A 24463-nucleotide genomic window follows, 5' to 3' on the forward strand; every position below is an offset into this window, starting at 1 on the left:
AAATCCGCCGTCCGCGCCGCCACAGCTTCAACTCGAAACGGCCGGGAGGATCACCCGGGCGTAACCGAAGCAGGCTCAGCCGCCCCAGGCGAGCCGCAGGGGAAACGTGTCCGAAATCGCTCTTGAAGCGCGCAGTCTGTACAAGGTGTTCGGGAAGAATCCGAGCAGTGCCGTCCGTCGACTGAAGGCCGGTGAGAGCAGATCCGCAGTCAGCGACGCAGGAACCGCCGCCGTCATCGACGCCAGTTTCACCGTCAACCGGGGTGAGATCTTCGTGATCATGGGGCTCTCCGGCTCCGGCAAGTCCACAATCATCCGCATGCTCAACGGTCTGCATGACGCGACCGACGGATCGGTCGTCGTCAACGGCGACTCCATCACCGGCATCCCGTCCGGTCGTCTGCGGGAGATCCGCCGCGATCGCATCTCGATGGTGTTCCAGCACTTCGCGCTGTTGCCGCACCGCACGGTCGCCGCGAACGTCGCCTACCCCCTCGAGCTGAAGGGCGTGGGCAAAGACGAGCGGCTGAAGAAGGCCGAGGAGATCCTCGCCCTCGTGGGACTCGAGGGCCAGGCCGACAAGCTTCCCTCCGAACTCTCGGGCGGCATGCAGCAGCGCGTGGGCATCGCCCGTGCGCTCGCGGCCGACTCCGACATCCTGCTCATGGACGAGGCGTTCAGCGCGCTCGACCCCCTGATCCGTCGTGAGATGCAGGAGCAGCTGCTCGAACTCCAGGAGAAGCTGCAGAAGACCATCGTCTTCATCACCCATGACCTCAACGAGGCCATGTTCCTCGGCGACCGCATCGCCGTGATGCGAGACGGCCGCATCGTGCAGATCGGCACGCCGGAGGACATCCTCACCGACCCCGCGAACGACTACGTCGAGCAGTTCGTGCAGGACGTCGACCGCGCCCGCGTGCTCACGGCGGCGAACGTCATGGAGCGCCCCCGCCCGGTCGTCGCCGACACCGCAGGCCCCCGCACGGCGCTTCGCCAGATGCGCGACGCCTTCATGTCGGCCACCTACGTCACCGGCCGCGACCGCCGCCTGCTCGGCATCGTCACCGACCGTGATGCGGTGAAGCTCGTGCGCCAGGGCGTCACGACCCTCGACTCGATCATCAAGCCGGTGCCGCAGAGCGTCAGCAAGGACGAGGTGCTGATGAACCTCTTCATCCCCTCGGTCGAGTCGCCGCTGCCGCTGGCGGTGGTGGATGCCGAGGGTCGCCTCGTCGGTGTGATCCCCCGCATCACCCTGCTCGCCGCCCTGGGCCCCGGGCCCGGTGCCACGGGCGAGCTCACCCTGCCGCTTCTTCCGATGCCGCAGGCCGAGATCGACGCCGTGCTCGACGACGGCTGGACGGCAGAGCCCGGGATGGCTGAGCGAGGAGCGCAGCACCGAGACCCGGTCGTTGAGCGAGGAGCGCAGCACCGAGACGAAACGCAGACGAAGGAGGAGGTGCGCTGATGGATGGTTTCCGCATTCCCCTCGGATCCTGGGTCGCATCGGGCGTCGACTGGATCAAGACGAACCTCGACGGTCTGCTCGACGTCATCTCGTTCGTGGTCAGCTTCCTGGTCGACGGCCTCACCCGCGCCCTGCTGAGCCCGCATTTCGTGGTCATCATCGTGATCGCCGCGCTCATCGCGTGGCTCGTCCGGTCGTGGCAGCTCGCGATCGGCACCCTCGTCTCGTTCGGGCTGATCGTGGCCATGGGCCTCTGGGTCCCCGCGATGCAGACCCTCGCCCTCGTGCTCGTCGCCGCGGTGATCGCCGTGCTGATCGCGGTGCCGCTCGGCATCTGGTCGGCCCGCAACGCCACGGTGCGCGCGGTGCTCAAGCCCGTGCTCGACTTCATGCAGACCATGCCGGCTTTCGTGTACCTGATCCCGGCGATCGTGTTCTTCAGCATCGGCGTCGTGCCCGGCCTGGTCGCGACCGTGATCTTCGCGCTGCCTCCGGGCGTGCGACTGACCGAGCTCGGCATCCGCGGAGTCGACTCCGAGACCGTCGAGGCCGGCCAGGCGTTCGGTGCGAAGCCGGGTCAGATCCTGCGCGGCATCCAGCTTCCGCTCGCGATGCCGACCATCCTCGCCGGCGTCAACCAGGTCATCATGCTCGCGCTGTCGATGGCGGTCATCGCCGGAATGGCGGGCGCCGACGGCCTCGGAAAGATCGTCGTCGAAGCGATCTCCACCATCAACATCGCCAAGGGCGTCGAGGCGGGTCTGGGCGTCGTGCTCATCGCGGTCTTCCTCGATCGCGTCACCGCAGCGCTCGGCGACCTGGGCAGCAACCGCTCGTCGCTGCTCGGGATGCTGGCGCGTCGCCGCACCCAGAAGCGTCTTGCCGCGGCATCCGCGTCGGTCGAGTCGACGGCTCCCGCCTCGGCCGTCTCGGCTGAGTCGGCCGAGGCGAAGGATGCTGCCGACGAGGCCGAGCGACTGAAGGCCTCCCCGCGCCGCGCCCCCGTCGGCGGCGGCGTGCACTGACTCATCCCTCCCGCAAGAGAAAAGCAACACCGCAGTACGCAGCACCACAGCACAGATATACGGAACGAGAGAGATTCACATGAAGAAGAAGATCCTGACGATCGCGGCCATCGGCGCCGCAGCGACCCTGACGCTCGCCGGATGCAGCGGCGACGGCATGGGCGGCACCGGCGGAGGCACCGGTGGCAGCGAGTCCGGTTCGGGCGACAAGGGCACGATCACGCTGGGCTTCCTGCCCTCGTGGACCGACGGACTCAGCACGGCGTACCTGCTGCAGGACCAGCTCGAGAAGATCGGGTACACGGTTGAGCTGAAGACGCTGACCGAGGCGGGACCGCTCTACACCGGCCTCGCCCAGGGCGACGTCGACATCTACCCGTCGGCCTGGCCCGAGCTGACGCACGCCGAGTACATGAACACCTACGGTGACGACATCGAAGACCTCGGTGCGTACTACGACAACGCGAAGCTGACCCTCGCGGTGCCGGAGTACTCCGACCTGACCTCTATCGAGGACCTCGCCGGCAAGGGCGCAGAGCTCGACGGCAAGATCTACGGCATCGAGCCGGGCGCCGGCCTCACTGCGCAGACGCAGAAGATGATGCCCGAGTACGGTCTCGACGGCGAGTACGAGCTCGTCACCTCCTCGACCGCGGCGATGCTCACCGAGCTGAAGTCGGCGACCGACAAGCAGGAGGACATCGTCGTGACGCTGTGGCGTCCGTTCTGGGCCAACGACGCCTTCCCCGTCAAGGACCTCGAAGACCCCAAGGGCGCCATGGGCGAGTCCGAGGCCCTGCACTTCCTCGGCACGAAGGGCTTCGCAGAGGAGTTCCCCGAGGCCGCCGAGCTGATCGAGCAGATCAAGCTCGACGACGAGCAGTACGGCTCGCTCGAGGACCTGGTCGTCAACGAGTACGGCGAGGGCAAGGAAGCGGATGCCGTCGACGCGTGGCTCGAGGAGCACGGCGACGACTTCGACTGGGTCGTCAGCTGATCTGACCCGGTGTGTCCCGCCCACGCGATGGGCGGACTTCTCCCCGATGGGCGGAGGATCTCTCACGGATCCTCCGCCCATCGGCGTGTATGCCGCCCGTCACGTTCGCTCAACGACTGTAGGCGGGCGCGCAACCCCCTTCGGCACGTCGCCGCCCGGGCATAGCCTGTGCCCGTGGACGGGTTCGCGGCAGTCGATTTCGGGTTCGCCCGCGAGGTCCTGCAGAGGGGCATCGCGGCGCTGTACCTCGTCGCGTTCGTCTCTACCCTGAATCAGTTCCGTCCGCTGCTCGGTGAGCACGGACTGCTGCCGGCGCCGGCGCTGCTCGACTGGATCGCGCAGAAGAAGGAACGGCGGCGGATGCTGCATCCGACGCTCTTCGCGCGCATCCGGTACTCCGACCGCAGGCTCGCGCTGCTGTGCGGGGCCGGGATCGTCGTCTCGGCGGTGCTGGTGGTCGGCATTCCGCAGTGGGGTCCGCCGTGGGTGCCGATGCTGTGCTTCGTCGCACTGTGGCTCGGCTACATGTCGGTGGTGAGCATCGGTCAGACGTTTTACTCGTTCGGCTGGGAGATGCTGCTGCTCGAGGCGGGGTTCTTGGCCGCGTTCCTCGGCTCGAACGACCAGCCGCCGCCGACCGTCGTGATCGTGCTGTTCTGGTGGCTGCTGTTCCGCGTCGAGTTCGGTGCCGGCATGATCAAGATCCGCGGCGGGCGGGAGTGGCGCGATCTCACGGCGCTGATGTATCACCACGAGACGCAGCCGATGCCGGGGCCGCTCAGCAGGCAGGCTCATCTGCTGCCCCGGTGGTTCCATCGGGCCGAGGTCGTGGGCAATCACTTCGCGCAGCTCGTGGTGCCGTTCTTCGTGTTCGCGCCGCTGCTGTCGGTCTGGATTCCCGGTCCCGCGCCCCAGATCGTCGGGACGGTGGCCGCGACGATCATGATCGCGACCCAGGTGTGGCTCGTCGCGACAGGCAACTTCGCCTGGCTGAACTGGGTGACGATCGTGATCGCCTTCTCGGCGATCGGACTGCCGGGGGTGGGCGCGGCGCCGCGCGACGATGCGATGGACGACACGCTGTGGCCCGGCATCCCGCTGTACTGGTTCGTGCTCACGGCGGCCGTGGGCGTGCTCGTCGTGGCGCTGAGCGGGCCCGCCCTGCGCAACCTGTTCGCGCGGCGGCAGCTGATGAACGCGAGCTTCAACCGGTGGCAGATCGGCAACGCCTACGGAGCGTTCGGCACGGTCACGAAGCAGCGGGTCGAGATCGTCGTCGAGGGATCGGTCGACGACGACGGTCTGCTGTGGCGCGAGTACGAGTTCAAGGGAAAGCCGGGCGACGTGCGACGCATCCCCCGGCAGTTCGCGCCGTACCACCTTCGCCTCGACTGGCTGATGTGGTTCCTGCCGCTCGGCCGTTCGCTCGACGACTGGTTCACGGTCTTCCTGCTGCGACTGCTCGAGGCCGATGCTCCGACACTCGCTCTGCTGCGGTCGGACCCGTTCGACGGTGAGCCGCCGCGGTGGGTGCGCGCCGTGTCATACCGCTACCGCTTCGCGACGCGGGCCGAACGGCGCGACGGCGCCGGGGTGTGGGTGCGCACGCGCCAGTCCGTTGTGCTCGGTCCCCTGGGGCTGCGGTAGGCCGCGGCGCCCGGCATTCGGCATCCGCAGCGAAGGCGATCGCGCGCAACGAAGGACGGATGCGGTGATCTACTCCTTCGCAGTGCGAGAAGTCCTTCACGGGGTGCGCGATGCCCGTGAGCCGCCCCCCGCCGGGAGGGGAACTCCGCGTCGGGAGGCCGATTCGAGCGTGAGGCTCCTCCCGAGGGGGAGAAGGCCGCCCTACCCGGGCAGCGCGGGGCAGGGAGCAGCCGACCCCGTCGGGAGGGGAACTCCGCGTCAGCGGCCAGGTCACGCGGGCCAGGGAGCAGCCGACGCCGAAGCGCGGCGAAACGCCCCGGCCGGGCGCGGGGCCCGGACGGAGCGTTCCGTCACTTCGACTCGCTGCGCTCGCTCAGTACGGCGCTCACTGCAGACGTTCAACTGACCTTCTTGCGGTACGAGATGATCGCGAACACGTAGGCGACGACCAGGATGCCGACGCACCAGGCGAGAGCGACCCAGATGTCGGTGCCGACCGGCTGCTCGGCGAACAGCGCCTGGATGGTGTTGACGATCGAGGTGACCGGCTGGTTCTCGGCGAACCACTGCACCGGCCCCGGCATCGTGTCGGTCGGCACGAAGGCCGAGCTGATGAACGGCAGGAAGATCAGCGGATACGAGAACGCGCTCGCCCCGTCGACCGTCTTGGCGTTGAGTCCCGCGATGATCGCGAGCCACGTGAGGGCCAGGGTGAACAGCATCAGGATGCCGATCACGGCCAGCCACGCCCAGACGCTCGCCCCGGTGCGGAATCCCATCAGGAACCCGACCGCGAAGATGATGGCCAGCGTGATGGCGTTCGCCGTCAGAGACGTGAGCACGTGCGCCCACAGCACACTCGATCGGGCGATCGGCATGGAGTGGAACCGCTCGAAGATGCCGCTCTGCATGTCGGTGAAGAGCCGGAACGCGGTGTAGGCGATTCCCGATGCGATCGCGATCAGCAGGATGCCGGGCAGCAGGTAGTTCACGTAGTTGTCGACTCCGGTGCTCGTCTGCAGAGCACCGCCGAAGACGTAGACGAACAGCAGCATCAGGGCGATCGGGGTGACCGCGGTCGTGATGATCGTGTCGGGACTGCGGAAGATGTGCCGCATCGAGCGGCCGGTGAGTGTCGCCGTATCGGCGGCGAAGTGCGTGCTCATGCTGCGTTCTCCCTTCCGGTGGTCGAACCCGACTTCGGTCCGATGAGAGTGAGGAAGATCTCCTCGAGGGTGGGCTGCTTCTCGACGTACTCGACCTTCGCCGCGGGCAGCAGGCGCTTGAGCTCGGCGAGGGTGCCGTCGGCGATGATCCGACCCTCGTGCAGGATCGCGATACGGTCGGCCAGCTGTTCGGCCTCGTCGAGGTACTGCGTAGTGAGCAGCACGGTGGTGCCGGTGTTCGCGAGCTTCTTCACGACGTCCCACACCTCGAGGCGGGCTTCGGGGTCGAGGCCGGTCGTCGGCTCGTCGAGATAGATGACCTCGGGATTCCCGACGAGGCTCATCGCGATGTCGAGCCGGCGGCGCATACCGCCGGAGTAGGTGCCGACCTTGCGGCCCCCGGCATCCGTCAAGCGGAACGTCGCGAGCAGCTCGTCGGCGACCGTGTCGGGGTCGGGCAGGTGGCGCAGCTTGGCCACGAGCACGAGGTTCTCGCGTCCGGTGAGGATCTCGTCGACGGCGGCGAACTGACCGGTGAGGCTGATGCGCTGACGCACGCCCAGGGGGTCGGCGGCCACGTCGATCCCCTGCACGGTGGCTGCGCCGGCATCCGACTTCAACAGTGTCGAGAGGATGCGGACCATCGTCGTCTTGCCGGCGCCGTTCGAGCCGAGCAGGGCGAAGATCGTCCCCTTCTCGACCTCGAAGTCGACACCGCGCAACACGTGCAGGTCTTTGTAGGACTTCTCGATGCCGCGAACGGCGATCGCTGGTGCGTTCATGATTTTGACTCCTTCTTCTTTGCATCGTCGAATGCCTTGATGAGGCGTGCGCGCTCCTTGTCGATCCACTGGGTTCCGCCGTACGCCTGGGCGTAGGTCTCGGTGAACTCGACGGGGTCGTCTCCCGTGATGTCGGTGATCGGGGTGCCGTCGATCGCGGCGCGTTCCCACAGATCGGCGAGATCGACGAAAATCTGCACGAGGGTGTCGCCGTCGGTGATGCCCCCGTAGTACATCGTGTAGCGGTGCTGGGCGAGGGCGGTCGTGCGGTACGGCTCGGGGAGGGCGTCGATGCGCTTCTTCGCATCGCGGTACTGCTTCTTCTGCTCGAGCGATCCGGTGAGCGCTTCGATCCACTTGGCGGCCATGTCAGTTCTCCTTGTTGTTCGTGTGCGTGTTCGTGCTGTTCGTGTTCAGCCGTTCGATGCGCTCGGAGAGGAAGCTCCAGGTCTTCCAGAACTCCTCGAGCTCCTGCGTGCCGGCGGGGTTGAGGGAGTAGACCTTGCGGGGCGGCCCCTTCTCGCTCGGCACCTTCTCGACGTCGACGAGCTTCTTCTGCTCGACGCGCACGAGCAGTGCGTAGATCGTGCCCTCGGCGATGTCGGTGAATCCGTGGTCGCGGATGCGGCTGGTGATCTCGTAGCCGTAGGCCGGCTGCTCGGCGAGGAGAGCCAGGACGATGCCCTCGAGAGTGCCCTTGAGCATCTCGGTCATCTGCTTGCCCATGAGAGCCTCCTTTCGTTGTTCGGTACTCAGTGTTGCTGGGTACCGGTACAAAGTAACACTGACTACCGGTACCTAGCAACACCGAATACCGAGATTCGTGATCTGCACTTTCCCCGGGCGAACCTCCAGAGTGAGGGGATGACGTCGGCGGTGGCCTGGTCGTGGCGGAACGCCCTGCACGGGGCGGTGCTCGGTCTGCCGGCCGGCGCCGCGATGCTGAGCGATCCGCAGATCGGGCTGGCTCTTGCGGTCGGTGTGCTCCCCGCCGCGGGACTCGGAGTCACGAGCAGCCGGAGGCAGCGGGCCATGAGCCTCGTCGTCGGCGTCATCGCAGTGGTATTGGCGTTCGAGGAGCCGTGGGGGGTGACCTCACCTGGGAAGGGCGACCGCGCGGGGTCGGTTTCGCATCTCGCCCTGGTGCGGGGTCAATTTCGCATGCGAGGCGGGCCTGGGCGGTGTTCTTTTGACCCCGCATGAGTGCTGGGGCGCAGGACCGGGCGCGGGATGGGGCGCGCGATGGAGCGAGGGACCCGGCGCGGGATGCGGCCGTTCAGCCGTTCAGCCGAGCCGCGGTGATCCAGGCCTCGAGCAGCGGCAGGGTGCGGTCGCGATCCGGCTCGGGGCAGATGCCGAGGCCGTTGGCGAGCTCGAGCGCGAGCGCGGCGTGACCGGCGCCGTTCGGGTGGAACGGGTCGTTCATGAGCCCCCAGGGCACGCCCCCGTGACCGAGTTCGGTGAACCTCGCATGCTGGTCGACGAGGATCACGTCTTCACTCGCGGCGACCTCGCGCACGGCATCCGCGAATTCGGTGAGCCGCTCGCGTCCCGGTGCGTTGGCCGTGTCGATCGAGGGCGGCGTCTGCAGTACGACGATCGCGCTCAGCTCTCGCACGCGGGCGACGAACTCACGCAGCGATGCCTCGAAGTCGGCGGGAGCCACGAGCGGGCTGCCGGGCAGCGTCGACATGTCGTTCGTGCCGATCATGAGCGTGACCACGTCGGGGCGCCACGACTGCACGCGCCGGTCGAAGTCGTCGAGGATGTCGGTCAGCCGGTGCCCGCTGATCGCCGTGTTGATCACGGCGTCGCGCGTGCGGGCGAGCTCTCCGCGGATCAGCTCGTGCAGGTGCTCGGAATAGCTGCGGCCGCCGTGCGTGTGCACGAGTCCGTGCGTGATGGAGTCTCCCGTGATCACCCAGTTCAACGGGTCGGAGCCCGCGAGCAGTTCGGTGAGACGGTGCAGATCGGAGGCGGCGGATGCGGGGGATTCGGCGTGCGGCACGGTGTCGAGCCTACTGGCGCAGTGTCGGTATTCCGCTCTGTGAGTCCCCGGCATCCGGCCGAGCGGATCAGGCGGGCGGCGCGCGCTATATAGGATCGCCTGGGACAACCGCACGATTCACAAGGGGGAGCGAATGTCGCAGGATCAGACCAAGAAGCATCAGGATTACAACCCGGGACCGCGCGTCGGCATCACGTTCTCGACGTTCGATCTGCTGCACGCCGGGCACATCAAGATGCTGGCCGAGGCCAAGCGGCAGTGCGACTACCTCATCTGCGGGCTGCAGATGGACCCCACTCTCGACCGCCCCGAGAAGAACGCACCGACCCAGACCGTGGTCGAGCGGTACATCCAGCTGCGAGGCTGCGAGTACGTCGACGAGATCGTGCCGTATTCGACCGAGGAAGACCTGGAAGACATCCTCCGGTCGTTCAAGATCGATGTGCGCATCGTCGGCGACGAGTACGAGAACCGCGACTTCACGGGCAGGGACTACTGCGAAGAGCGCGGAATCGAGCTGTACTTCAACACCCGCGACCACCGCTTCTCGAGCTCGGGTCTGCGCAAGATCGTCGCGGCGAAGGAAGCAGAGCGCACCGCGCGAGGCTGACGCTCTGCGCCGGCGCCCCCGGTTCGGGTGCGCCGGCGATGAGGGCGCGGGGTGTCACAACCACTTCTTGTACTTGAACACTCCGTAGAGGCCGACGGCGAAAGCGGCCATCGCGGCGATCGCGACCGGGTAGCCGAACGACCAGCTCAGCTCCGGCATCCCCTCGAAGTTCATGCCGTAGACCGTGCCGACGAGCGTGGGAGCGAAGATGATCGCCGCCCACGACGAGATCTTCTTGATCTCGTCGTTCTGCGCCAGACCCGCCTCGGTCTGCCGTCGCGCGACGAGAGCCGAGTGCACCGTGAGGGCGTTCTCGAGGATCGCCCGGAACGAGTCGACCCGCTCGTTCACGCGGATCACGTGGTCGAGCACGTCACGCAGCGACCGCTGCAGCTCTTCGTCGATGCGGTACTTCTCAGATCCGCGGCGCAGCCATTCCAGCATCCCGGCGAGGGGGTGCACGGCGCGCTGGAAGTTGATGACCTCACGGGAAAGCTCGTAGATGCGGCGCGAGAGGGCATCGTCGTCGCTGTCGCCGAAGAGCTGGTCCTCGATCTCGTCGATGTCGTTGAGCAGGCCGGTGACGATCGGCTCGTACCCGTCGACCACCTCGTCGAGGATCGCGTAGAACACGGCCTCCGGTCCCATAGCGAGCAGCTCGGGGTGCGCCTCCATGCGCCGACGCACCGCGGCGAGGTCGGGCGATTCCGCGTGCCGGATCGTGACGACGAAGTCCGGACCCACGAACAGGTGCAGCTCGCCGAACTCGATCGACTCCTGCTCATCGCGGTAGCGGGCGGGGCGCAGCACGGCGAAGAGCGTGTCGCCGTAGCGCTCGACCTTCGACCTCTGGTGCCCCGACAGCGCGTCTTCGACGGCGAGCGGATGCAGGTCGAACTCACGCGCGACCGAGGCGACCTCCTGGGGGCTCGGTCGGTAGAGGCCGATCCAGGCGATGCCGCCGTGCGCGTCGAGCGACCGGTAGGTCTCGTCGAGGTTCTTCGGGGTCTCGACGCGACGTCCGTGGACGTACACGCCGTTGTCGATGAGGGCCATGGCGGGCTCCGTTCTCGCAGGCGCACGCCGAGCTGGAGGGGCGTGCGCAGTATTCGTCAGGGGGCGGATGACGCCGCCGACGGCTGCGGAGCAGGACGTGCAGGTGCGGAGCGGATGCTCAACGCACGGATGCCGTCAGACGCGACGCAACGAAGGCGGCGTCGCAACTATCACCGGACATCGCCATCACCGCCTCTCGCGCTCTGAAGGGGCCACCTGACCCGATGTGCCAGCATACTCCTGGATTCCGGGGAGGCGGCTCCTCGGCCGCCCCCGTCCCCGCCCGTCCCCGTCCGGCCGTCCCCGGTCTGTCCCCATCCGGCCGTCCCCGTCCGGCCGTCCCCGTCTGTCCGGCCGTCCCCCCCCTGTTCTTTCGAATCGCGCACTTTGCAGTCTGCGGGCCCTTGAATCTGCAATGTGCGCGATTCGAAAAAGGGGGAGGGGCCGGGGCCCGGGGCAGGCGGGGGTGAGGGTCAGCAGGGGGCGGTCAGCGGGGGGTGATCCCGACGAGTTCGGCACTCTTCTGCCACAGGGCTTCGGCCAGAGCGGCGTCGTCGACCTGCGGGTTGACGCGATTGCTGAGGGTGCGCTCGTCGTAGTACGCGCCCGAGAACCAGGTCTCGTCGGGCGTTCCCTCGATGAACCAGCGCAGGATGCTGCCGCCCTCTTCGACGCCGGTCAGCAGGAACCGACCGAGGAAGCTCTGATAGATGAGTCGCATGATGCTCGACGAGTCGGCCGCGAAGTTCGTCCGCACCGTGCCGGGGTGGAAGGCGACCGAGCTCAGCCCGTCGGCGTGGAACTTCGTGTGCAGGCTCTTCGTGAAGAGCACGTTCGCGAGCTTCGCGTCTCCATACGCCTTGTTCGCACTGTACTTGCGCGCGTTGTCGAGGTCGTCGATGTCGATGTGTCCGAAGAGTCGGTGGCCCACGCTCGAGGTGTTGATGACCGCGGCGTCCGACTGCAGAAGGCGAGGCAGCAGCAGATTCGTCAGCAGGAACGGCGCCAGATGATTCACCTGGAAGGTCTTCTCGTGGCCGTCGACCGTGGGGGTGCGATCGCCGAAGATGCCTCCGGCGTTGTTCGCGAGCACGTCGATGCCGTCGTCGCCCACAGCATCCAGGATCTTCGCCGCCAGCTCGCGCACATCGTCGAGTCGGGCGAAGTCGGCGGTGAACCACTCGGCGCCCGAGTCGGCGGCCACCGCCCGGGTCTTCTCGACCGATCGGCCGACCAGGATGAGTCGATCGCCGGATGCCGCGAGCTGGCGCGCGGCTGCAGCGCCGATGCCGTCGGATGCTCCGGTGATGACGATCGTCTTCGCGTCGCCGGTCACGCGGCAGCATCCTTCGCGGTGACGTGCTCATAGGAGATCTGGTCTGAGATGCCGCGCATCCGTCCGCCCTTCGTGGTGGGACCCGGTCTCCCGAGGCTATAGCAGCAGAGTCAGGACCCCTCGCCGAACACGACCTCGCCGCCGACGACCGTCGTGGTGACCTCCTGCTCGGAGATCCGCTCGGGCTCGATCTCGTAGAGGTCGTCGCTCAGCGCGATGAAGTCGGCGAGCATGCCGACCTTCAGCGTGCCCTTGTGCTGCTCCTGCCCGACGGCATACGCCGAGCCGCGGGTGTACGCACGCACCGCCTCGTCGACGCTCACACGCTCGCGCGCCCCGAGCACTTCGCCGCTCGACGTGCGGCGCAGCACCATGTCGCGCAGCGAGACGAGGGGGTTCGCGTCGGAGATGGGCGAATCGGTCGAGCCGTTGAGCACGATCCCGGCATCCGCCAAGGACTTCACGCGGTAGATGTCGTCTCGGCGGTCAGCGTCGACGGCCGCCGCCATGCCGTCGCCGAAGTCCGAGACGAACACTCCCTGCGGCACGGGGATCACGCCGAGACGGGCCGCCCGGGCGATGTCGTCGTCGCTCGCGAGGGCGAAATGCTCGATGCGGTGCCGCACGTCGGGCCTCGGCGCGATCCGCTGCGCGTGCTCGATCGCGTCGAGCACGTGCGTGATCGCGCGGTCGCCGATCGCATGGGTGGCGACGGTCCATCCCGCGAGGTGCGCCCCGACGATGTAGTCGCGCAGCGCCTCGGGTTCGTGCAGCAGCACTCCGAAGTTGTCGGCCTCGCCGTGGAAGCACGCGTGCATCGCGGCGGAGCGACCGATGAACGAACCGTCGGCGACGATCTTCACCGGGCCGACGCGCAGCATGTCGTCGCCGAGGCCGGTGCGGATGCCGAGGTCGAGGCCGAGCATCCGCTTGTCCGGCAGGTCCGAGAACGGATGCAGCACCGTGATGTAGGGCATCAGGGTCGTCCGCACCCGCAGCAGACGCTGCTCGACCGCCGTCTGGTACGCGTGGTAGTCGAGCGGGTTGTTGCCGACCATGCGGATCTCGCCGATGCCGGGCTCGGTCACCGAGGTGAGGCCGTAGCTCAGCGCCTGATCGCTCGCGAGCCCGAGGTTGCGCTGCACCTCGTCGAGGCCCATCGGCCGCACGAGGGCGAAGATCGGGGCCATCGCCGACTCCTGCAGCAGACCCTGCGGGCGTCCGTCGGCGTCGCGGGGGGTGCCGCCGCCCGCGATGTCGGGAAACCCGTCTCGTCGCGGGTATCCGGCCAGCTCGAAGGCCCGCGTGTTGGCGACCATCATGTGCCCCGAGACGTGCTCGAGGATCACCGGGCGTCCGCCCGACACCCGATCCAGAGCCTCGGCGGTGGGGTGGCCCTCGAGGAAGTTCTGGTCGTATCCGGAGCCGCGCACCCAAGCATCCGGAGCCAGGCCGTCGGCGTGAACCCGCACCGCGTCATACAGCTCGGCGAGAGAGTTCACGGCGCCGGGGCGCAGGTTCAGCGATGCCAGCCGGAAGCCCGTGAGCGAGAGGTGGTGGTGGGCGTCGTGGAAGCCGGGCAGCACGGGCTGGCCGGCCAGATCCACGACGTGTTCCGCGTCGACCCCGTGCAGGTCGTCGTCGAAGCCGACGATGCGTCCGTTGAGCGTGCCGATGCTGTGCGCCGTGGGCCGCTCGGGGTCGAGGGTGCGGATGCGGGCATTGGTGAAGATCGCGTCTACGCGCATGGTCTCTCCGGTCTTCGATGACGGGCGGTGGAAGCCCGACCGCCGGCGGGCGGCGGTCGGGCCGTTCTGTTGCGGCTGTCAGGCGGAGGCGACAGCCGCGGTCTCGGCCTCGACCGATCGGCTGATCCGGCGCTGCAGGCCCCAGACGCCGGCGATCGTGACGAGGATCATCGCGGCGTAGAAGACCGCGACGCCCCAGACGCTGCCGCCGCTGGAGTTGAGGATCCACTGGGCGACGAGCGGCGTGGAACCGCCGAACACGGTCGCACACAGCTGATAGGCCAGCGAGACGCCGGAGTAGCGGATCCGCGCGGGGAACGCGGAGGCCAGGAGGGTCGCCAGCAGTGCGTAGTACGCGGTGCTGCCGATGATCGTGGCGTAGAGCGTCACGGTGATCCACAGCGGGGAGGCCGCCTGAATGGCGAGGAAGTACGGCACGGTGAGCAGCACGCTGAGCACGAGGCCGGCGAGCATGACGCGGGCGATGCCGAGCCGCTCGGCGATCTTCGCGGCGATCGGCTGCCAGATGAACTGCAGGATCGCCATGCCCAGCAGGATGTTGAGCATCAGCTGACGGTCGATGCCGAGCGAGCCGGTCGTCCAGGCGAGCAGGAACGTGTTCGAGAAGTAGGCGTTCGAGATTCCCATGACCGAGGCGAGCACGCCGAGGCCGATGAGCAGCGGTGCGGTGCGGAGGGCGACGAGCACCGGGGCGCTCACGACCTCCTTGCTCTCCTTCGCGGCGACGAAGTCGGGGGATTCCTCGACCTTCACGCGGATCACGAGCCCCACGATCACGAGGATGGCAGAGACGAGGAACGGGATGCGCCAGCCCCAGGTGATGAACTGCTCGTCGGGAAGCAGACCCACGAGCAGGAACATGAGGGTCGCGAGGATGGATCCGGCGGGCGAGCCCTGCTGCACCCAGGCGCCGGCGAGGCCCTTCTTCTCGGCTCTGGCGTTCTCGGTCGACAGCAGCACGGCCCCGCCCCATTCGCCGCCGACCGCGAAGCCCTGGAGGCCCCGGAGCACGACGAGGAGGATCGGCGCGAGCATGCCGATCTGCGCGTAGGTGGGGAGGAGGCCGATGAGTGTGGTCGCGCTGCCCATCAGGATGAGGGTCAGGACGAGCACGTTCTTGCGGCCGAACTTGTCGCCGAAGTGGCCGAACACCAGACCGCCGACGGGGCGCATCAGGAATCCGACCCAGAAGGTGGCGAACGAGGCGAGGAGGGCGGCGCCGGGCGCGACCTCCGGATAGAAGACGCGGCCGAAGACGAGAGCGGCGGCCGTGCCGAAGATGTAGAAGTCGTACCACTCGATCGCGGTGCCCACGAAGGCACCCACCATCGAACGACGTTGCCGGGCAGTGCTGATGTCAGTGCGCGAGTTGGCCATCGGGAAGGCTCTCTCTGTCAGGGGGAGTCGGGTGCTGATCGGGTGTGCCCATCCTCACCGCCACAGCCCATGCTCGTCCAATGAAGAAAACGGGTAACGGCATACGCTTTGTGTATGTACGGAGAGCGAGAGCTGGAAGCATTCGTCGCGGTCGTCGACTGCGGGTCGGTGAGTGTCGCCGCAGAACGCCTGATCAGAACGCAACCCACCGTGTCGCGACAGATCGCTTCGCTCGAGCGCCAGGTGGGTGCGGCGCTGTTCCGACGCATGCCGCACGGAATGGTGAAGACCTATGCGGGCGACCGTCTCGAGCCGATGGCGCGCGACCTCGTGCGACGGGGGCGACGCGCCCGCGAGGTGATGACGGGCGTCGTGCAGAAGGAGCGCTCGTTCGTCGCGGCCGCTCCCGAGATGACGAGCGTGCTCGTGCTCGCCCCGTTCATCGCGGGCGGGGGTCCGATCTCCGACGTGGTCGTGGCGACGCCGCCCGAGACCTACGACCGGCTGCGCAGCGGTGCGGATCTCGCGGTGACGACGAGCGTGCCGGATTCTCGGCTGAGCAGCGTGCGGGTCATGACGCTGCCCCTGCTGTGCCAGATGCCGGCGTCCCATCCGCTGGCGGTGCACGAGCGGCCCGAGCTGCAGGAGATGCTCGCCGCCCCCTTCCTGACGTCCGGAACGGGTTCCGCGGCGTGGACGCAGATCCAGCGGGCGGCGGAGGGCGAGGGGTGGTCGACCGAGATGGCGGGCTTCGGCGCCGATGCCCCGATCATCCAGGCGCGTTCGTCGGCCGGACACGGTCCGTGCGTCGTCGTCGAGCCGCCGCGGTTCGGGCTGGTCTCCCGGCCGCTACACCACCGGGGGCGACCGATGCAGTGCGCTCTCTATGCGAGCTGGGAGCGCACTCACTACGCCCGCGAGGACATCCGGGACGTGGCCGAGCAGCTGACAGCGTTCGCAGCCGGTCACGTGCGGGGGCTGTACGACCCGGTGGCGGAGATCGAAGGGGCCGCGGGTCAGGCGTCGCAGGTCGAGAGGGTCGCTCGGGGCTGAGGGCGCGCGCGGAGTCTCAACCGGCGAACGGCACGACGGGCAGACCGCGAACCCCGGGGCGCACGGCGAACAGGGATCCGGCCTCCGTGCCGTGGTCGGAGCCGAGCCCCTGGGCCGAGGTGGTGATGAAGAGCGTGGCGAGGTCGTCGCCGCCGAAGGTGCACGCGCTCACCTGGGGGACGGGCAGTTCGATGCGGGCGATCTGCGATCCGTCGGCCGCGTAGCCGTGCACGGCCCCGCCGCCCCACAGCGCCACCCAGACCGACCCGTCTGCGGCCACAGTGAGTCCGTCGGGGCTGCCGAGATCCTCGGGGATCGACACGAAACCGCGGCGGTCGCGAAGGTCGCCATCGATCACGTCGAACACATCGACGCGTCCGGTCGCAGTGTCGACGTAATACGCGCGCGCCCCGTCGGCGGTGAAACCGATGCCGTTCGAGACCTCGACGCCGGAGAGCACCTCGGTCGTGGCGAGATCTGCCCCGATCCGCAGAACGCGGCCCACCGCGCCGGCGTCGTCGAGTGCCATCGAGCCGGCCAGAAGCCGGCCGCGCGTGTCGACCGTGCCGTCGTTGAATCGCGCCTGACCGAGGTCGAACGTGGCGGCGATGCGGGTGGGCCCGTCGGCCGTGTCGGCGAGGTGCAGGCTTCGGGATCCCAGGGCCACGAACCCGCCGGAGGTCCTCGGACGGAAGAACGCGGCGTAGTCGTCGTCGAGGTGCAGGCGATGGATGCCGTCATCGCGCAGCGTCACGAGGTCGGCGGCCTCGCCGTCGACCCAGCGGATGCCGCCCCACGACGGTGACCACGCGGGTGCTTCGGCGTGCCCGCAGATCGGGCCGGTGAGGTTCTCGGGGGTCACTGTGTGTCATCCTTCCGGATCGGCATCCGCTGGGGTGGGGGTGGCACCGCGCTGCCGGGGGCGGGGGCGGTCGCCGGCGCCGCAGCGTCCGGCACCGCAGCATCCGGCGCCGTCGCCGGCGTCGCCTGTGCCGTGAGCTCGCGGGCGACCTGCTTCTCGAGCACCTGCACCGCTTCGTCGCTCAGCAGGATGAGCCCTTCGAGCTCGTCGCGCACGCGCCGGTAGGCGACGTTGCGCTCGGCCTGAGTGGCCGACTCGTCGACCGCGACCTTGAGCAGCTGCTGCGCCCGGTCGAGGCGCTTGCGCTCGGGTTCGGTGAAGGTCGAGTCACGCAGACGCCGCGCGTCCTTCTCGGCGATCTCGAACGCCACCGCGTAGGCGCCCACGGCGTCGAGGTACTCCGACACCTGGCGTTCCGTGACGCTCGAATCCGCGGATGCCGGACGCAGAGCATCCGCGGTCTTCTTCGCGCGCAGGAACGCGGCGACCAGCGGCTGGCGCCCGTCGCTCATGGCGGGGTAGGCGATCAGCTTGGCCACGTCGAGCTCGTAGTCGAGCCATCTCGCGGTGATCTCATCGTGCTCGGCGAACAGTCGCTCGAGCAGGGCGTGCGGGGCGACGGGTGCCGTGGTGTCGAGGATCACGGGTCCGGCGTGCAGAGTCTTGCCGCGGGCTTCGAGCTGGGCGGCCTTGATCTCGGCCTTGAGGCGCAGGGTCTCGATGCGTCGTTCGTGTCGGCGCTTCGAACTGCGCTCCCACGCCTTCGCGGCACCGCCCGCCATCCCCATGATCGGGAACACGAGCCACCAGTAGTCGCCCGCGAAATTCCAGAACCCCCGGATGAACTCGTCCATGATGCCTCAGCCTACTTCTCGGGCTTCCCCGAGAGGTGCGAGGCTCAGCCGCGCTGTGCGCGCTCGACCAGTGCGACGAGCTCGGCGCGCGGCAGCGGGAACCCGTCGAGGCGTCCGACGGGGAAGTTGCCGAGCATCTTGAGCATCTCGTCGCCCTCTGCGCCGAACTTCTCGGCGATGACGGCGCCGAACTCCGCACCGACCACCGGATCTCCCAGAAGCTCTTCGAACGACGAGCCGAGGGTCACGGGCAGCACGACCTCGTCACCCGTGACGGCGACGGCGGTCGAGGCGCGCAGGTCGCGGCTCGAGGATCCGACCTCGACCACGTACTCGCCGTCTTCGACGATCCACCCGTCGACGCGGGTGTCCCAGTATGCGAGCTCGGCACGGCGCAGCCGCAGCTCGACCTGCCTCGTCTCACCCGGCTCGATCAGCACCGAGGCGAAGGCCTTCAGCTCGCGGGGCGCGCGCTGCACCGACGAGCCGGGCAGGCTCGTGTACGCCTGCACGACCTCGCGGCCCGCGACGGTTCCGGCGTTCGTGACGGGCACGGCGACGATGACGTCGCCCGAGCCGTCGACGGATGCCGTCGCCTCGCCGTACGAGAACGTCGTGTACGACAGGCCGTGGCCGAACGGGTACGCGACCGGCATGCGGCGCGCGTCGTACCAGCGGTATCCGACCAGCAGCCCCTCGCCGTAGACCGAGTGGCCGTGCTCGCCCGGGAAGCTGCCGAACGCGGGGGTGTCTTCGAGGCGCAGCGGGATCGTCTCGGCCAGACGGCCCGACGGGTTCACCACGCCGAACAGCACGTCGGCCGTGCCGCCGCCACCGGCCTGGCCGAGCAGCCAGGCCTCGACGATCGCGGGCACCCGGTCGGCGAAGGGCATCGCCACCACGCCGCCGTTGGACAGCACGACGACCGTGTTCGGGTTCGCCTCGACGACCGCGTCGAGCAGCGCGAGCTGCGCCGCCGGAAGGTCGATGTGCTCTCGGTCGAAGCCTTCGGACTCCTCGTGGGCGGGCACGCCCAGGAAGACCACGGCGACGTCGGCGGCCGCTGCGGCGGTCACGGCCTCAGCCCGCAGAGCATCCGCATCCGTCTCCGCATCCGTCTCGCCGGTCGTGTATCCCGCGGCGAACGCGACGTCGGCGCTGCTGAGCGCACGGATCTCATCGATCGCGGTGTCGATGCGAGTCGGGTTGATCTGCGACGAGCCGGCACCCTGGAAGCGCGGGGTGCGGGCGAACTCGCCGATCACCGCGAGCGTCGCGGTGGGCTGCAGGGGCAGGATGCCGCCTTCGTTGCGCAGCAGCACGATCGAGCGACCGGCGACCTCACGGGCGAGTGCGTGGTGCGCATCGACGTCGAGGGGGCCGGATGCCGCGGGGCGCGCCTGCGCCTTGCGGGTGAGGTCGATGAGCCGGTCGACCACGGTGTCGAGGTCGGACTCGGCGAGGCTGCCGTTCTGCACGGCGGCGACGATCTCGGCATCCGTGCGTCCGTTCGATGAGGGCATCTCGAGGTCCATGCCGGCGACGAGGCCGGTGACCCGATCGTTCACCGCGCCCCAGTCCGAGACCACGATGCCCTCGAAGCCCCACTCGTCGCGCAGCACGGTCGTCAGCAGCCACGGATCCTCCGACGCGTAGACGCCGTTGATGCGGTTGTACGAGCACATGACCGTCCACGGCTGGGCGTCTTCGACGACCCGCTGGAACCCGCGCAGGTAGATCTCGCGCAGGGTGCGGGGGTCGACGTCGCTCGAGACGCGCAGGCGATCGGTCTCCTGGTTGTTCGCCGCGAAGTGCTTGAGCGACGATCCCACGCCCTGCGACTGGATGCCGCGCACGAGACCAGCGCCCATCGCGCCCGAGACGATCGGGTCTTCCGACATGTACTCGAAGTTGCGTCCGCAGAGCGGCGAGCGCTTGATGTTGATGCCGGGGCCGAGGATCACGGCGACGTCTTCGATGGCCGACTCGATGCCGAGCGCCACGCCGACGCGTTCGGCGAGCTCGGGATCGAAGGTGGCCGAGAGGCCGACGGCCGGCGGGAAGCAGGTGGCGGGCACGCTGCCGGCGAGCCCGAGGTGGTCGGTGTCGCCGCCCTGCTTGCGCAGACCGTGGGGACCGTCGGTGAGCATGAGCGAGGGGATGCCGACGCGATCGACGCTCTTGGTGGTCCAGAAGTCGGCTCCGCTGGTGAGCGATGCCTTCTCGTCGAGGGTGAGGTCCTGGGCGCGCGCGCCGGTGGGCTCGGACATGTGGTTCCTCTCGCCGTTGAGCCGGTTCTGCGCCGCATCCGGGAGGGCGGCTTCTGCTCGAATGTGAAAACCTTATACCGTTAGATTTTTGTTCACAACCCGTGCAGGTCAGACCGGGCCCGGGTGACGAGGGGTGGGATCAGAGCCCGAGCTTCTCCGCGCACGCGACGCAGTGCGTGGCGAACGGACGCACCTCGAGCCGCGCGGCCGGGATCGGTCGGCCGCAGCTCGCGCACACGCCATAGGTGCCGTCATCCACGCGTGCGATCGCGTCGTCGACCTGCTGGAGCTCGGATGCCGCGGCCTCGGCGAGCCCTGTCAGCCGGGACCACTCCGACGAGAGCGTGACGCCCTCGGGGTCGTGTTCGTCGTCATCGTTCGACCCCTCGCGGTCGTGCATCAGCTCGGCGAGCGTGGCCGCGGTCGAGGCGACCCGCTCCGCCCCGTCAGCACGCAACGATTCGAGGCGTGCGCGCGCATCCGTCGTCATGCCCACACTCTAGGTCGGGTGTCCGACACTCGGCATTCGGTCTCTGCGGCATCCGGCATCCGAGACCCGAGACCCAAGCACCGAGCCCCGTCACCAGTCGTTCACCCAGCGTTCCGTTTCGAGTACGGCGGTCTCGTAATTGCCTGTCACCTTCGCGAGTTGGAATACCACTGTTCTCGGAATTCGGGAACGCCTCCTCCCGAAAGGTCATCATGCGCCGCTTCACCCTGCCCGCCATCGGCCTCCTCGGCGTCGCCGCCCTCGCCCTCACTGGCTGCCAGAGCCCGACCGCCGAAGCGGCTCCTGCCGACCCGAACGCGCCCATCACGATCGCCACACTTCCGGTCGGCGACGACCCCACCGCCGAGAACCCGATCGAGGTCTTCGCCCAGCTCCTCGAAGAGTCCACGGGCCGTGACGTCGAGATCACCGACGTGCCCGACTACCTCAGCGTCGTCGAGGCGATCCGTGCCGACCACGTCGACATCGGCATCATGAGTGGCTTCCCCTCGGCGCTGGCCGTCAACACCGGCGAGGTCGACGCGCTCGTCGCGTTCCAGGGAGACGGCAAGCCGGTCTCGACCTGCGTGGTGCTGAACGACTCGCCGATCCAGACGGTCGAAGACCTCGAGGGCAAGACGGTCGCCTTCGCCGACCAGGCATCGAGCTCGGGATACTTCATGCCGGTGTACATGCTGCATGAGGCCGGCCTCGAACAGGGCGCCGACTACGAGGCGATCTTCGCCGGCGGGCACGAGGGCAGCTTCGCCGCTCTGCAGCAGGGACAGGTGGATGCCGCGTGCACCGCCGTCATGCTGACCGAGCTCGGCGCACCGATGTTCCCGTTCGCGGACGGCGAGTGGCGTGCGGTCGGCGAGAGCCCGGCCATGGACATCCAGGGCGCCGTGCTCGGACGCCAGTCGCTCGACGCCGAGACCCGCACGGTCATCCAGGAGGGCATCGCCGAGGTCTTCTCGCCCGAGAACGCCGAGGCCCTCGGCGCGTACGGCGCCTTCGCCGCCGCCCCGCAGACGGTCGACCCGGATGCCTCGTCGTTCGAGTCCTTCGCCGAGATCGCCGCTGTCGCCGGCGTCGAGCTCAAGGACCTGAAGTGACGAGTGACGGCGTTACGTCTCGCTCCGCTCGCTCAACGCACAACGAGGTTCTGGTCGTCGAGCGAGGAGTGGAGCGACGAGACGAAACGTCGACCGCCCGCACCTCCACCGCCGAACTCCGTCGGGCCCTGCCGCTGGTCACCGTGCGGGACCTCAGTGTCGCGTACGACACGACCACGGTGCTCGACGGAGTGGACCTCGACCTGTTCCCGGGCGAGATGGTCGCGCTGCTCGGCGCCTCGGGCTCGGGCAAGTCGACGTTGATGCGCAGCCTCACGGGGTTCGCGCCGATCTCGGCCGGGTCGGTGCGGGTCGCCGGTCACGACGTCACGAACCTCGCGCGAGGAGAGCTGCGCATGCTGCGGTCGGACGTCGGCCAGGTGTTCCAGCAGTTCAACCTCATCCCGCGACTGAGCGTCATGACGAACGTCCTCGCCGGAGCCCTGCACGGTGCCGGACCCCTCAACCTGATCGGCGGCTTCAGGAGCGCGCACCGTCGGCGTGCGCTCGAACTGCTCGACCGGGTCGGCATCGTGCACAAGGCGAACGCTCCCGCTCGGTCGCTCTCGGGCGGACAGCAGCAGCGCGTCGCGATCGCCCGTGCCCTCATGCAGCAGCCCAAGGTGATCCTCGCCGACGAGCCGGTCGCGTCTCTCGACCCCAAGCTCGCAGACTCGGTGCTCGAGCTGCTGCGCGAGATCGCCACCGAAGACGGCATCCCGGTGCTCGTCAGCCTGCACGTGCTGCCGCTCGCCCTCGCTCACAGTGATCGCATCATCGGCCTGCGGCACGGACGCATGCTGGTGGCCGGCGCCACATCGCAGCTGGATGCCGCGGCCCTCGCGCCGCTCTACGACGACGAGGAGCACGACGATGACGCTCACTGACCCGAGGCCCACGACGACACGGCCGGCCCTCGATGCGGCGGAGCGTTCTCGGCTCGAGCGCGCCTTCCGTGTGCCGCGCGCGCGGTTCCTGATCGGACTCCCGATCGCCGCGCTGCTGCTGATCTGGTCGTTCAACGGCGCCGAGTTCAACTTCATCAAGCTGGGTGACGGCGCGGTCAACATGGGCGAGTTCCTGTCGCGCCTGTTCCCGCCGGACTTCTCGAAGATCGGCACGATCCTCGCGCTGCTGCTCGAGACGTTCCAGATGGCGGTCGTCGGCACCGTGCTCGGGGCCGTGCTCTCGCTGCTCGTCGCCTTCGGGGCGTCATCGAACATCGCCCCGAAGTGGGTCTACTACCCGACGAGATGGGTGATGAACATCATCCGCTCGGTGCCCGACCTGGTGTTCGCGCTCATGTTCGTCTCGGCCGTCGGACTCGGTCCGTTCGCCGGCATCCTGGCCATGACGCTCGGATCCATCGGCTCGATCGGCAAGATCTTCGCCGAGGCCATGGAGCAGGTCGACCGCGGGCCCGTCGTCGCGATGGAAGCGGTCGGCGCCTCGAAGCGACAGGTCATCCAGTACGGCATCCTGCCGCAGAGTGCCCCGCTGCTCACCTCGTACACGCTGCTGCTGTTCGAGGGCAATGTGCGCGGCGCGACCATCCTGGGCCTCGTCGGCGCCGGTGGCATCGGCCTCGAGCTGACCACCGCGATGCGCATGTACGACTACGGCCACCTCAGCGCCATCATCATCTGCATCATCGTGCTCGTCACGGCGATCGACCAGGGCAGCGCCCTCATCCGAAGGAGAATCACATGACCATCGCCGACATCGACCTGGTGCTCAGCGCCCCCGTCAACCTGCGCGACCTCGGCGGCATCCCGATCGACGGCGGAGTGCTGCGCGAAGGCCTGGCGATCCGCACCGACGACCTCGCCTACGTCACGACCGAGATCGCGTCACAGCTCGTCGCCGCGGGGCTCACGGCGATCATCGATCTGCGCTCGCCGCTCGAGGTCTCGGTCACGGGGCGGGGTCCGCTCGCCGACTACCCCGTCGCGTACCACCACCTGCCGCTGATCGCGGATGTCGGGGAGTCGATGAACCGGGAGGCTCCCGAGCTCAGCCACGACGCGATGGGGCGGATGTACCTGCGCATGGTCGAGGTCGCCGCGCCCCAGCTCGTCACGGCGCTGAACGTGATCGCGCACACCCCGGGGACTGCGGCATTCCACTGCGCAGCCGGGCGCGATCGCACCGGCGTGGTGGCGGCGATGCTGCTGCTCGCTCTCGGGGCGGCGGATGACGACATCGTCGCCGACTACGCCCTGACCGGCGGCAACATGGTCGCGATCATGCAGCGCACCGCTCCCGTGATGGGCGCGATGTGGAAGGCGCTCGGGTTCGACGCGTCGGCCGTCGAGTCGACCTCGTCGCTGCTCGAAGGGTCGATGGAGGTGTCGATGCGCACCCTGCTCGACACGCTTCGCGAGCAGCACGGCGATACGCTCGCGCCGCTGCGGGCGGCCGGTCTGTCGGATGCGACGATTGCGCGGCTCCGTGAGCGGGCGCTCGCCGCGTGACCCTGCTCGCTTCGGGTGGTGTCGTGGGCGTTCCGGTCGCAGTTGGTGCCGCTTCGGACCCCCTGCATGCGGCACGAACTGCAACCGGAGCGCGGGGAACC

23 protein-coding genes are annotated in these 24463 nt (G+C 68.5%); 10 read left to right on the forward strand and 13 right to left on the reverse strand.

Annotated elements, in window-relative coordinates:
• Positions 1 to 106: 106 nt before the first annotated feature.
• From AC3WS6_RS03005 to AC3WS6_RS03020, 4 genes are all read left to right on the forward strand, one after another.
• Positions 107 to 1471, forward strand: coding sequence for a quaternary amine ABC transporter ATP-binding protein (locus AC3WS6_RS03005; protein WP_492499586.1), 1365 nt, complete (start codon positions 107 to 109; stop codon positions 1469 to 1471).
• Positions 1471 to 2496 carry an ABC transporter permease gene (locus AC3WS6_RS03010; protein WP_492499587.1) on the forward strand — a complete coding sequence of 342 codons (1026 nt, stop codon included), beginning with the start codon at positions 1471 to 1473 and terminating at the stop codon, positions 2494 to 2496. The genes AC3WS6_RS03005 and AC3WS6_RS03010 overlap by 1 nt, the downstream gene beginning before the upstream one ends.
• Before the next feature lie 79 nt (positions 2497 to 2575).
• Entirely contained in the window at positions 2576 to 3493 is a 918-nt protein-coding gene (locus tag AC3WS6_RS03015; RefSeq protein ID WP_492499588.1) for a glycine betaine ABC transporter substrate-binding protein, read from the forward strand.
• 174 nt (positions 3494 to 3667) lie between these two features.
• Positions 3668 to 5140, forward strand: a complete 1473-nt coding sequence (locus AC3WS6_RS03020; RefSeq protein ID WP_492499589.1) for a lipase maturation factor family protein — start codon at positions 3668 to 3670, stop codon at positions 5138 to 5140.
• A gap of 398 nt (positions 5141 to 5538) precedes the next feature.
• On the opposite strand, the gene AC3WS6_RS03025 is transcribed toward AC3WS6_RS03020, so the two are convergent.
• The 5 genes from AC3WS6_RS03025 to AC3WS6_RS03045 all read right to left on the reverse strand — a co-directional run bounded on the left by AC3WS6_RS03025 (position 5539) and on the right by AC3WS6_RS03045 (position 9096).
• Positions 5539 to 6306, reverse strand: a complete 768-nt coding sequence (locus tag AC3WS6_RS03025) for an ABC transporter permease (RefSeq protein ID WP_492499590.1) — start codon at positions 6304 to 6306, stop codon at positions 5539 to 5541.
• A complete protein-coding gene (locus AC3WS6_RS03030; RefSeq protein WP_492499591.1) occupies positions 6303 to 7088 on the reverse strand; it encodes an ABC transporter ATP-binding protein in 786 nt (261 codons plus the stop codon). The genes AC3WS6_RS03025 and AC3WS6_RS03030 overlap by 4 nt, the downstream gene beginning before the upstream one ends.
• Positions 7085 to 7456, reverse strand: coding sequence for a DUF1048 domain-containing protein (locus AC3WS6_RS03035; protein WP_492499592.1), 372 nt, complete (start codon positions 7454 to 7456; stop codon positions 7085 to 7087). The genes AC3WS6_RS03030 and AC3WS6_RS03035 overlap by 4 nt, the downstream gene beginning before the upstream one ends.
• Position 7457: 1 nt before the next feature.
• Positions 7458 to 7814 carry a PadR family transcriptional regulator gene (locus AC3WS6_RS03040; RefSeq protein WP_492499593.1) on the reverse strand — a complete coding sequence of 119 codons (357 nt, stop codon included), beginning with the start codon at positions 7812 to 7814 and terminating at the stop codon, positions 7458 to 7460.
• A gap of 550 nt (positions 7815 to 8364) precedes the next feature.
• A complete protein-coding gene (locus AC3WS6_RS03045; RefSeq protein ID WP_492499594.1) occupies positions 8365 to 9096 on the reverse strand; it encodes an SGNH/GDSL hydrolase family protein in 732 nt (243 codons plus the stop codon).
• Between the two features lie 133 nt (positions 9097 to 9229).
• On the opposite strand from AC3WS6_RS03045, the gene AC3WS6_RS03050 reads away from it, so the two are divergent.
• Positions 9230 to 9706 carry an adenylyltransferase/cytidyltransferase family protein gene (locus AC3WS6_RS03050; RefSeq protein WP_492499595.1) on the forward strand — a complete coding sequence of 159 codons (477 nt, stop codon included), beginning with the start codon at positions 9230 to 9232 and terminating at the stop codon, positions 9704 to 9706.
• A 54-nt stretch (positions 9707 to 9760) separates the two neighbouring features.
• Here AC3WS6_RS03050 and AC3WS6_RS03055 read toward each other — a convergent pair whose 3' ends face one another.
• From AC3WS6_RS03055 to AC3WS6_RS03070, 4 genes are all read right to left on the reverse strand, one after another.
• Positions 9761 to 10762: a magnesium and cobalt transport protein CorA gene (locus tag AC3WS6_RS03055; RefSeq protein ID WP_492499596.1), complete on the reverse strand. Its 1002-nt coding sequence runs from the start codon at positions 10760 to 10762 to the stop codon at positions 9761 to 9763.
• A 487-nt stretch (positions 10763 to 11249) separates the two neighbouring features.
• Positions 11250 to 12098: an SDR family NAD(P)-dependent oxidoreductase gene (locus AC3WS6_RS03060; protein WP_492499597.1), complete on the reverse strand. Its 849-nt coding sequence runs from the start codon at positions 12096 to 12098 to the stop codon at positions 11250 to 11252.
• 110 nt (positions 12099 to 12208) lie between these two features.
• Entirely contained in the window at positions 12209 to 13846 is a 1638-nt protein-coding gene (locus tag AC3WS6_RS03065; protein WP_492499598.1) for an amidohydrolase, read from the reverse strand.
• Between the two features lie 78 nt (positions 13847 to 13924).
• Positions 13925 to 15244: an MFS transporter gene (locus tag AC3WS6_RS03070; protein WP_492499599.1), complete on the reverse strand. Its 1320-nt coding sequence runs from the start codon at positions 15242 to 15244 to the stop codon at positions 13925 to 13927.
• Positions 15245 to 15358: 114 nt separating this feature from the next.
• Here AC3WS6_RS03070 and AC3WS6_RS03075 point away from each other — a divergent pair, with 114 nt between their 5' ends.
• On the forward strand, positions 15359 to 16297 hold the full coding sequence (locus AC3WS6_RS03075) for a LysR family transcriptional regulator (RefSeq protein ID WP_492499600.1): 939 nt from the start codon (positions 15359 to 15361) through the stop codon (positions 16295 to 16297).
• 16 nt (positions 16298 to 16313) lie between these two features.
• Here the strand turns inward: AC3WS6_RS03075 and AC3WS6_RS03080 are convergent, their stop codons facing one another.
• The 4 genes from AC3WS6_RS03080 to AC3WS6_RS03095 form a co-directional block, all read right to left on the reverse strand.
• Positions 16314 to 17159 (reverse strand): SMP-30/gluconolactonase/LRE family protein, encoded by an 846-nt coding sequence (locus AC3WS6_RS03080; RefSeq protein ID WP_492499601.1) that lies wholly within the window; start codon positions 17157 to 17159, stop codon positions 16314 to 16316.
• A complete protein-coding gene (locus tag AC3WS6_RS03085) occupies positions 17156 to 18013 on the reverse strand; it encodes a hypothetical protein (protein ID WP_492499602.1) in 858 nt (285 codons plus the stop codon). Before AC3WS6_RS03085 ends, AC3WS6_RS03080 begins: the two co-directional genes overlap by 4 nt.
• A gap of 44 nt (positions 18014 to 18057) precedes the next feature.
• Entirely contained in the window at positions 18058 to 20283 is a 2226-nt protein-coding gene (locus AC3WS6_RS03090; protein ID WP_492499603.1) for a glycoside hydrolase family 3 C-terminal domain-containing protein, read from the reverse strand.
• A 139-nt stretch (positions 20284 to 20422) separates the two neighbouring features.
• Complete coding sequence (locus AC3WS6_RS03095; RefSeq protein ID WP_492499604.1) at positions 20423 to 20773, reverse strand: TraR/DksA family transcriptional regulator; 351 nt, start codon at positions 20771 to 20773, stop codon at positions 20423 to 20425.
• Positions 20774 to 20985: 212 nt separating this feature from the next.
• Between AC3WS6_RS03095 and phnD the strand changes: the two genes are divergently transcribed.
• The 4 genes from phnD (at position 20986) to AC3WS6_RS03115 (ending at position 24362) form a co-directional block, all read left to right on the forward strand.
• Positions 20986 to 21888 carry a phosphate/phosphite/phosphonate ABC transporter substrate-binding protein gene (gene phnD, locus AC3WS6_RS03100; RefSeq protein ID WP_492499605.1) on the forward strand — a complete coding sequence of 301 codons (903 nt, stop codon included), beginning with the start codon at positions 20986 to 20988 and terminating at the stop codon, positions 21886 to 21888.
• Positions 21889 to 21956: 68 nt separating this feature from the next.
• Positions 21957 to 22775, forward strand: a complete 819-nt coding sequence (locus tag AC3WS6_RS03105; RefSeq protein ID WP_492499606.1) for a phosphonate ABC transporter ATP-binding protein — start codon at positions 21957 to 21959, stop codon at positions 22773 to 22775.
• A complete protein-coding gene (gene phnE, locus AC3WS6_RS03110; protein ID WP_492499607.1) occupies positions 22762 to 23598 on the forward strand; it encodes a phosphonate ABC transporter, permease protein PhnE in 837 nt (278 codons plus the stop codon). Before AC3WS6_RS03105 ends, phnE begins: the two co-directional genes overlap by 14 nt.
• Positions 23595 to 24362 carry a tyrosine-protein phosphatase gene (locus AC3WS6_RS03115; RefSeq protein WP_492499608.1) on the forward strand — a complete coding sequence of 256 codons (768 nt, stop codon included), beginning with the start codon at positions 23595 to 23597 and terminating at the stop codon, positions 24360 to 24362. Before phnE ends, AC3WS6_RS03115 begins: the two co-directional genes overlap by 4 nt.
• The last annotated feature ends 101 nt before the right edge of the window (positions 24363 to 24463 follow it).

It is taken from the genome of Microbacterium sp. EB106-03-03-XG65, from assembly GCF_058791955.1.

Coding starts and splice junctions, on each gene's coding strand:
- AC3WS6_RS03010 (WP_492499587.1), top strand. CDS start 1,471: ATGGATGGTTTCCGCATTCCCCTCGGATCCTGGGTCGCATCGGGCGTC.
- AC3WS6_RS03015 (WP_492499588.1), top strand. CDS start 2,576: ATGAAGAAGAAGATCCTGACGATCGCGGCCATCGGCGCCGCAGCGACC.
- AC3WS6_RS03025 (WP_492499590.1), bottom strand. CDS start 6,306: ATGAGCACGCACTTCGCCGCCGATACGGCGACACTCACCGGCCGCTCG.
- AC3WS6_RS03030 (WP_492499591.1), bottom strand. CDS start 7,088: ATGAACGCACCAGCGATCGCCGTTCGCGGCATCGAGAAGTCCTACAAA.
- AC3WS6_RS03035 (WP_492499592.1), bottom strand. CDS start 7,456: ATGGCCGCCAAGTGGATCGAAGCGCTCACCGGATCGCTCGAGCAGAAG.
- AC3WS6_RS03040 (WP_492499593.1), bottom strand. CDS start 7,814: ATGGGCAAGCAGATGACCGAGATGCTCAAGGGCACTCTCGAGGGCATC.
- AC3WS6_RS03050 (WP_492499595.1), top strand. CDS start 9,230: ATGTCGCAGGATCAGACCAAGAAGCATCAGGATTACAACCCGGGACCG.
- AC3WS6_RS03055 (WP_492499596.1), bottom strand. CDS start 10,762: ATGGCCCTCATCGACAACGGCGTGTACGTCCACGGACGTCGCGTCGAG.
- AC3WS6_RS03065 (WP_492499598.1), bottom strand. CDS start 13,846: ATGCGCGTAGACGCGATCTTCACCAATGCCCGCATCCGCACCCTCGAC.
- AC3WS6_RS03070 (WP_492499599.1), bottom strand. CDS start 15,244: ATGGCCAACTCGCGCACTGACATCAGCACTGCCCGGCAACGTCGTTCG.
- AC3WS6_RS03075 (WP_492499600.1), top strand. CDS start 15,359: ATGTACGGAGAGCGAGAGCTGGAAGCATTCGTCGCGGTCGTCGACTGC.
- AC3WS6_RS03085 (WP_492499602.1), bottom strand. CDS start 18,013: ATGGACGAGTTCATCCGGGGGTTCTGGAATTTCGCGGGCGACTACTGG.
- AC3WS6_RS03090 (WP_492499603.1), bottom strand. CDS start 20,283: ATGTCCGAGCCCACCGGCGCGCGCGCCCAGGACCTCACCCTCGACGAG.
- AC3WS6_RS03095 (WP_492499604.1), bottom strand. CDS start 20,773: ATGACGACGGATGCGCGCGCACGCCTCGAATCGTTGCGTGCTGACGGG.
- phnD (WP_492499605.1), top strand. CDS start 20,986: ATGCGCCGCTTCACCCTGCCCGCCATCGGCCTCCTCGGCGTCGCCGCC.
- phnE (WP_492499607.1), top strand. CDS start 22,762: ATGACGCTCACTGACCCGAGGCCCACGACGACACGGCCGGCCCTCGAT.
- AC3WS6_RS03115 (WP_492499608.1), top strand. CDS start 23,595: ATGACCATCGCCGACATCGACCTGGTGCTCAGCGCCCCCGTCAACCTG.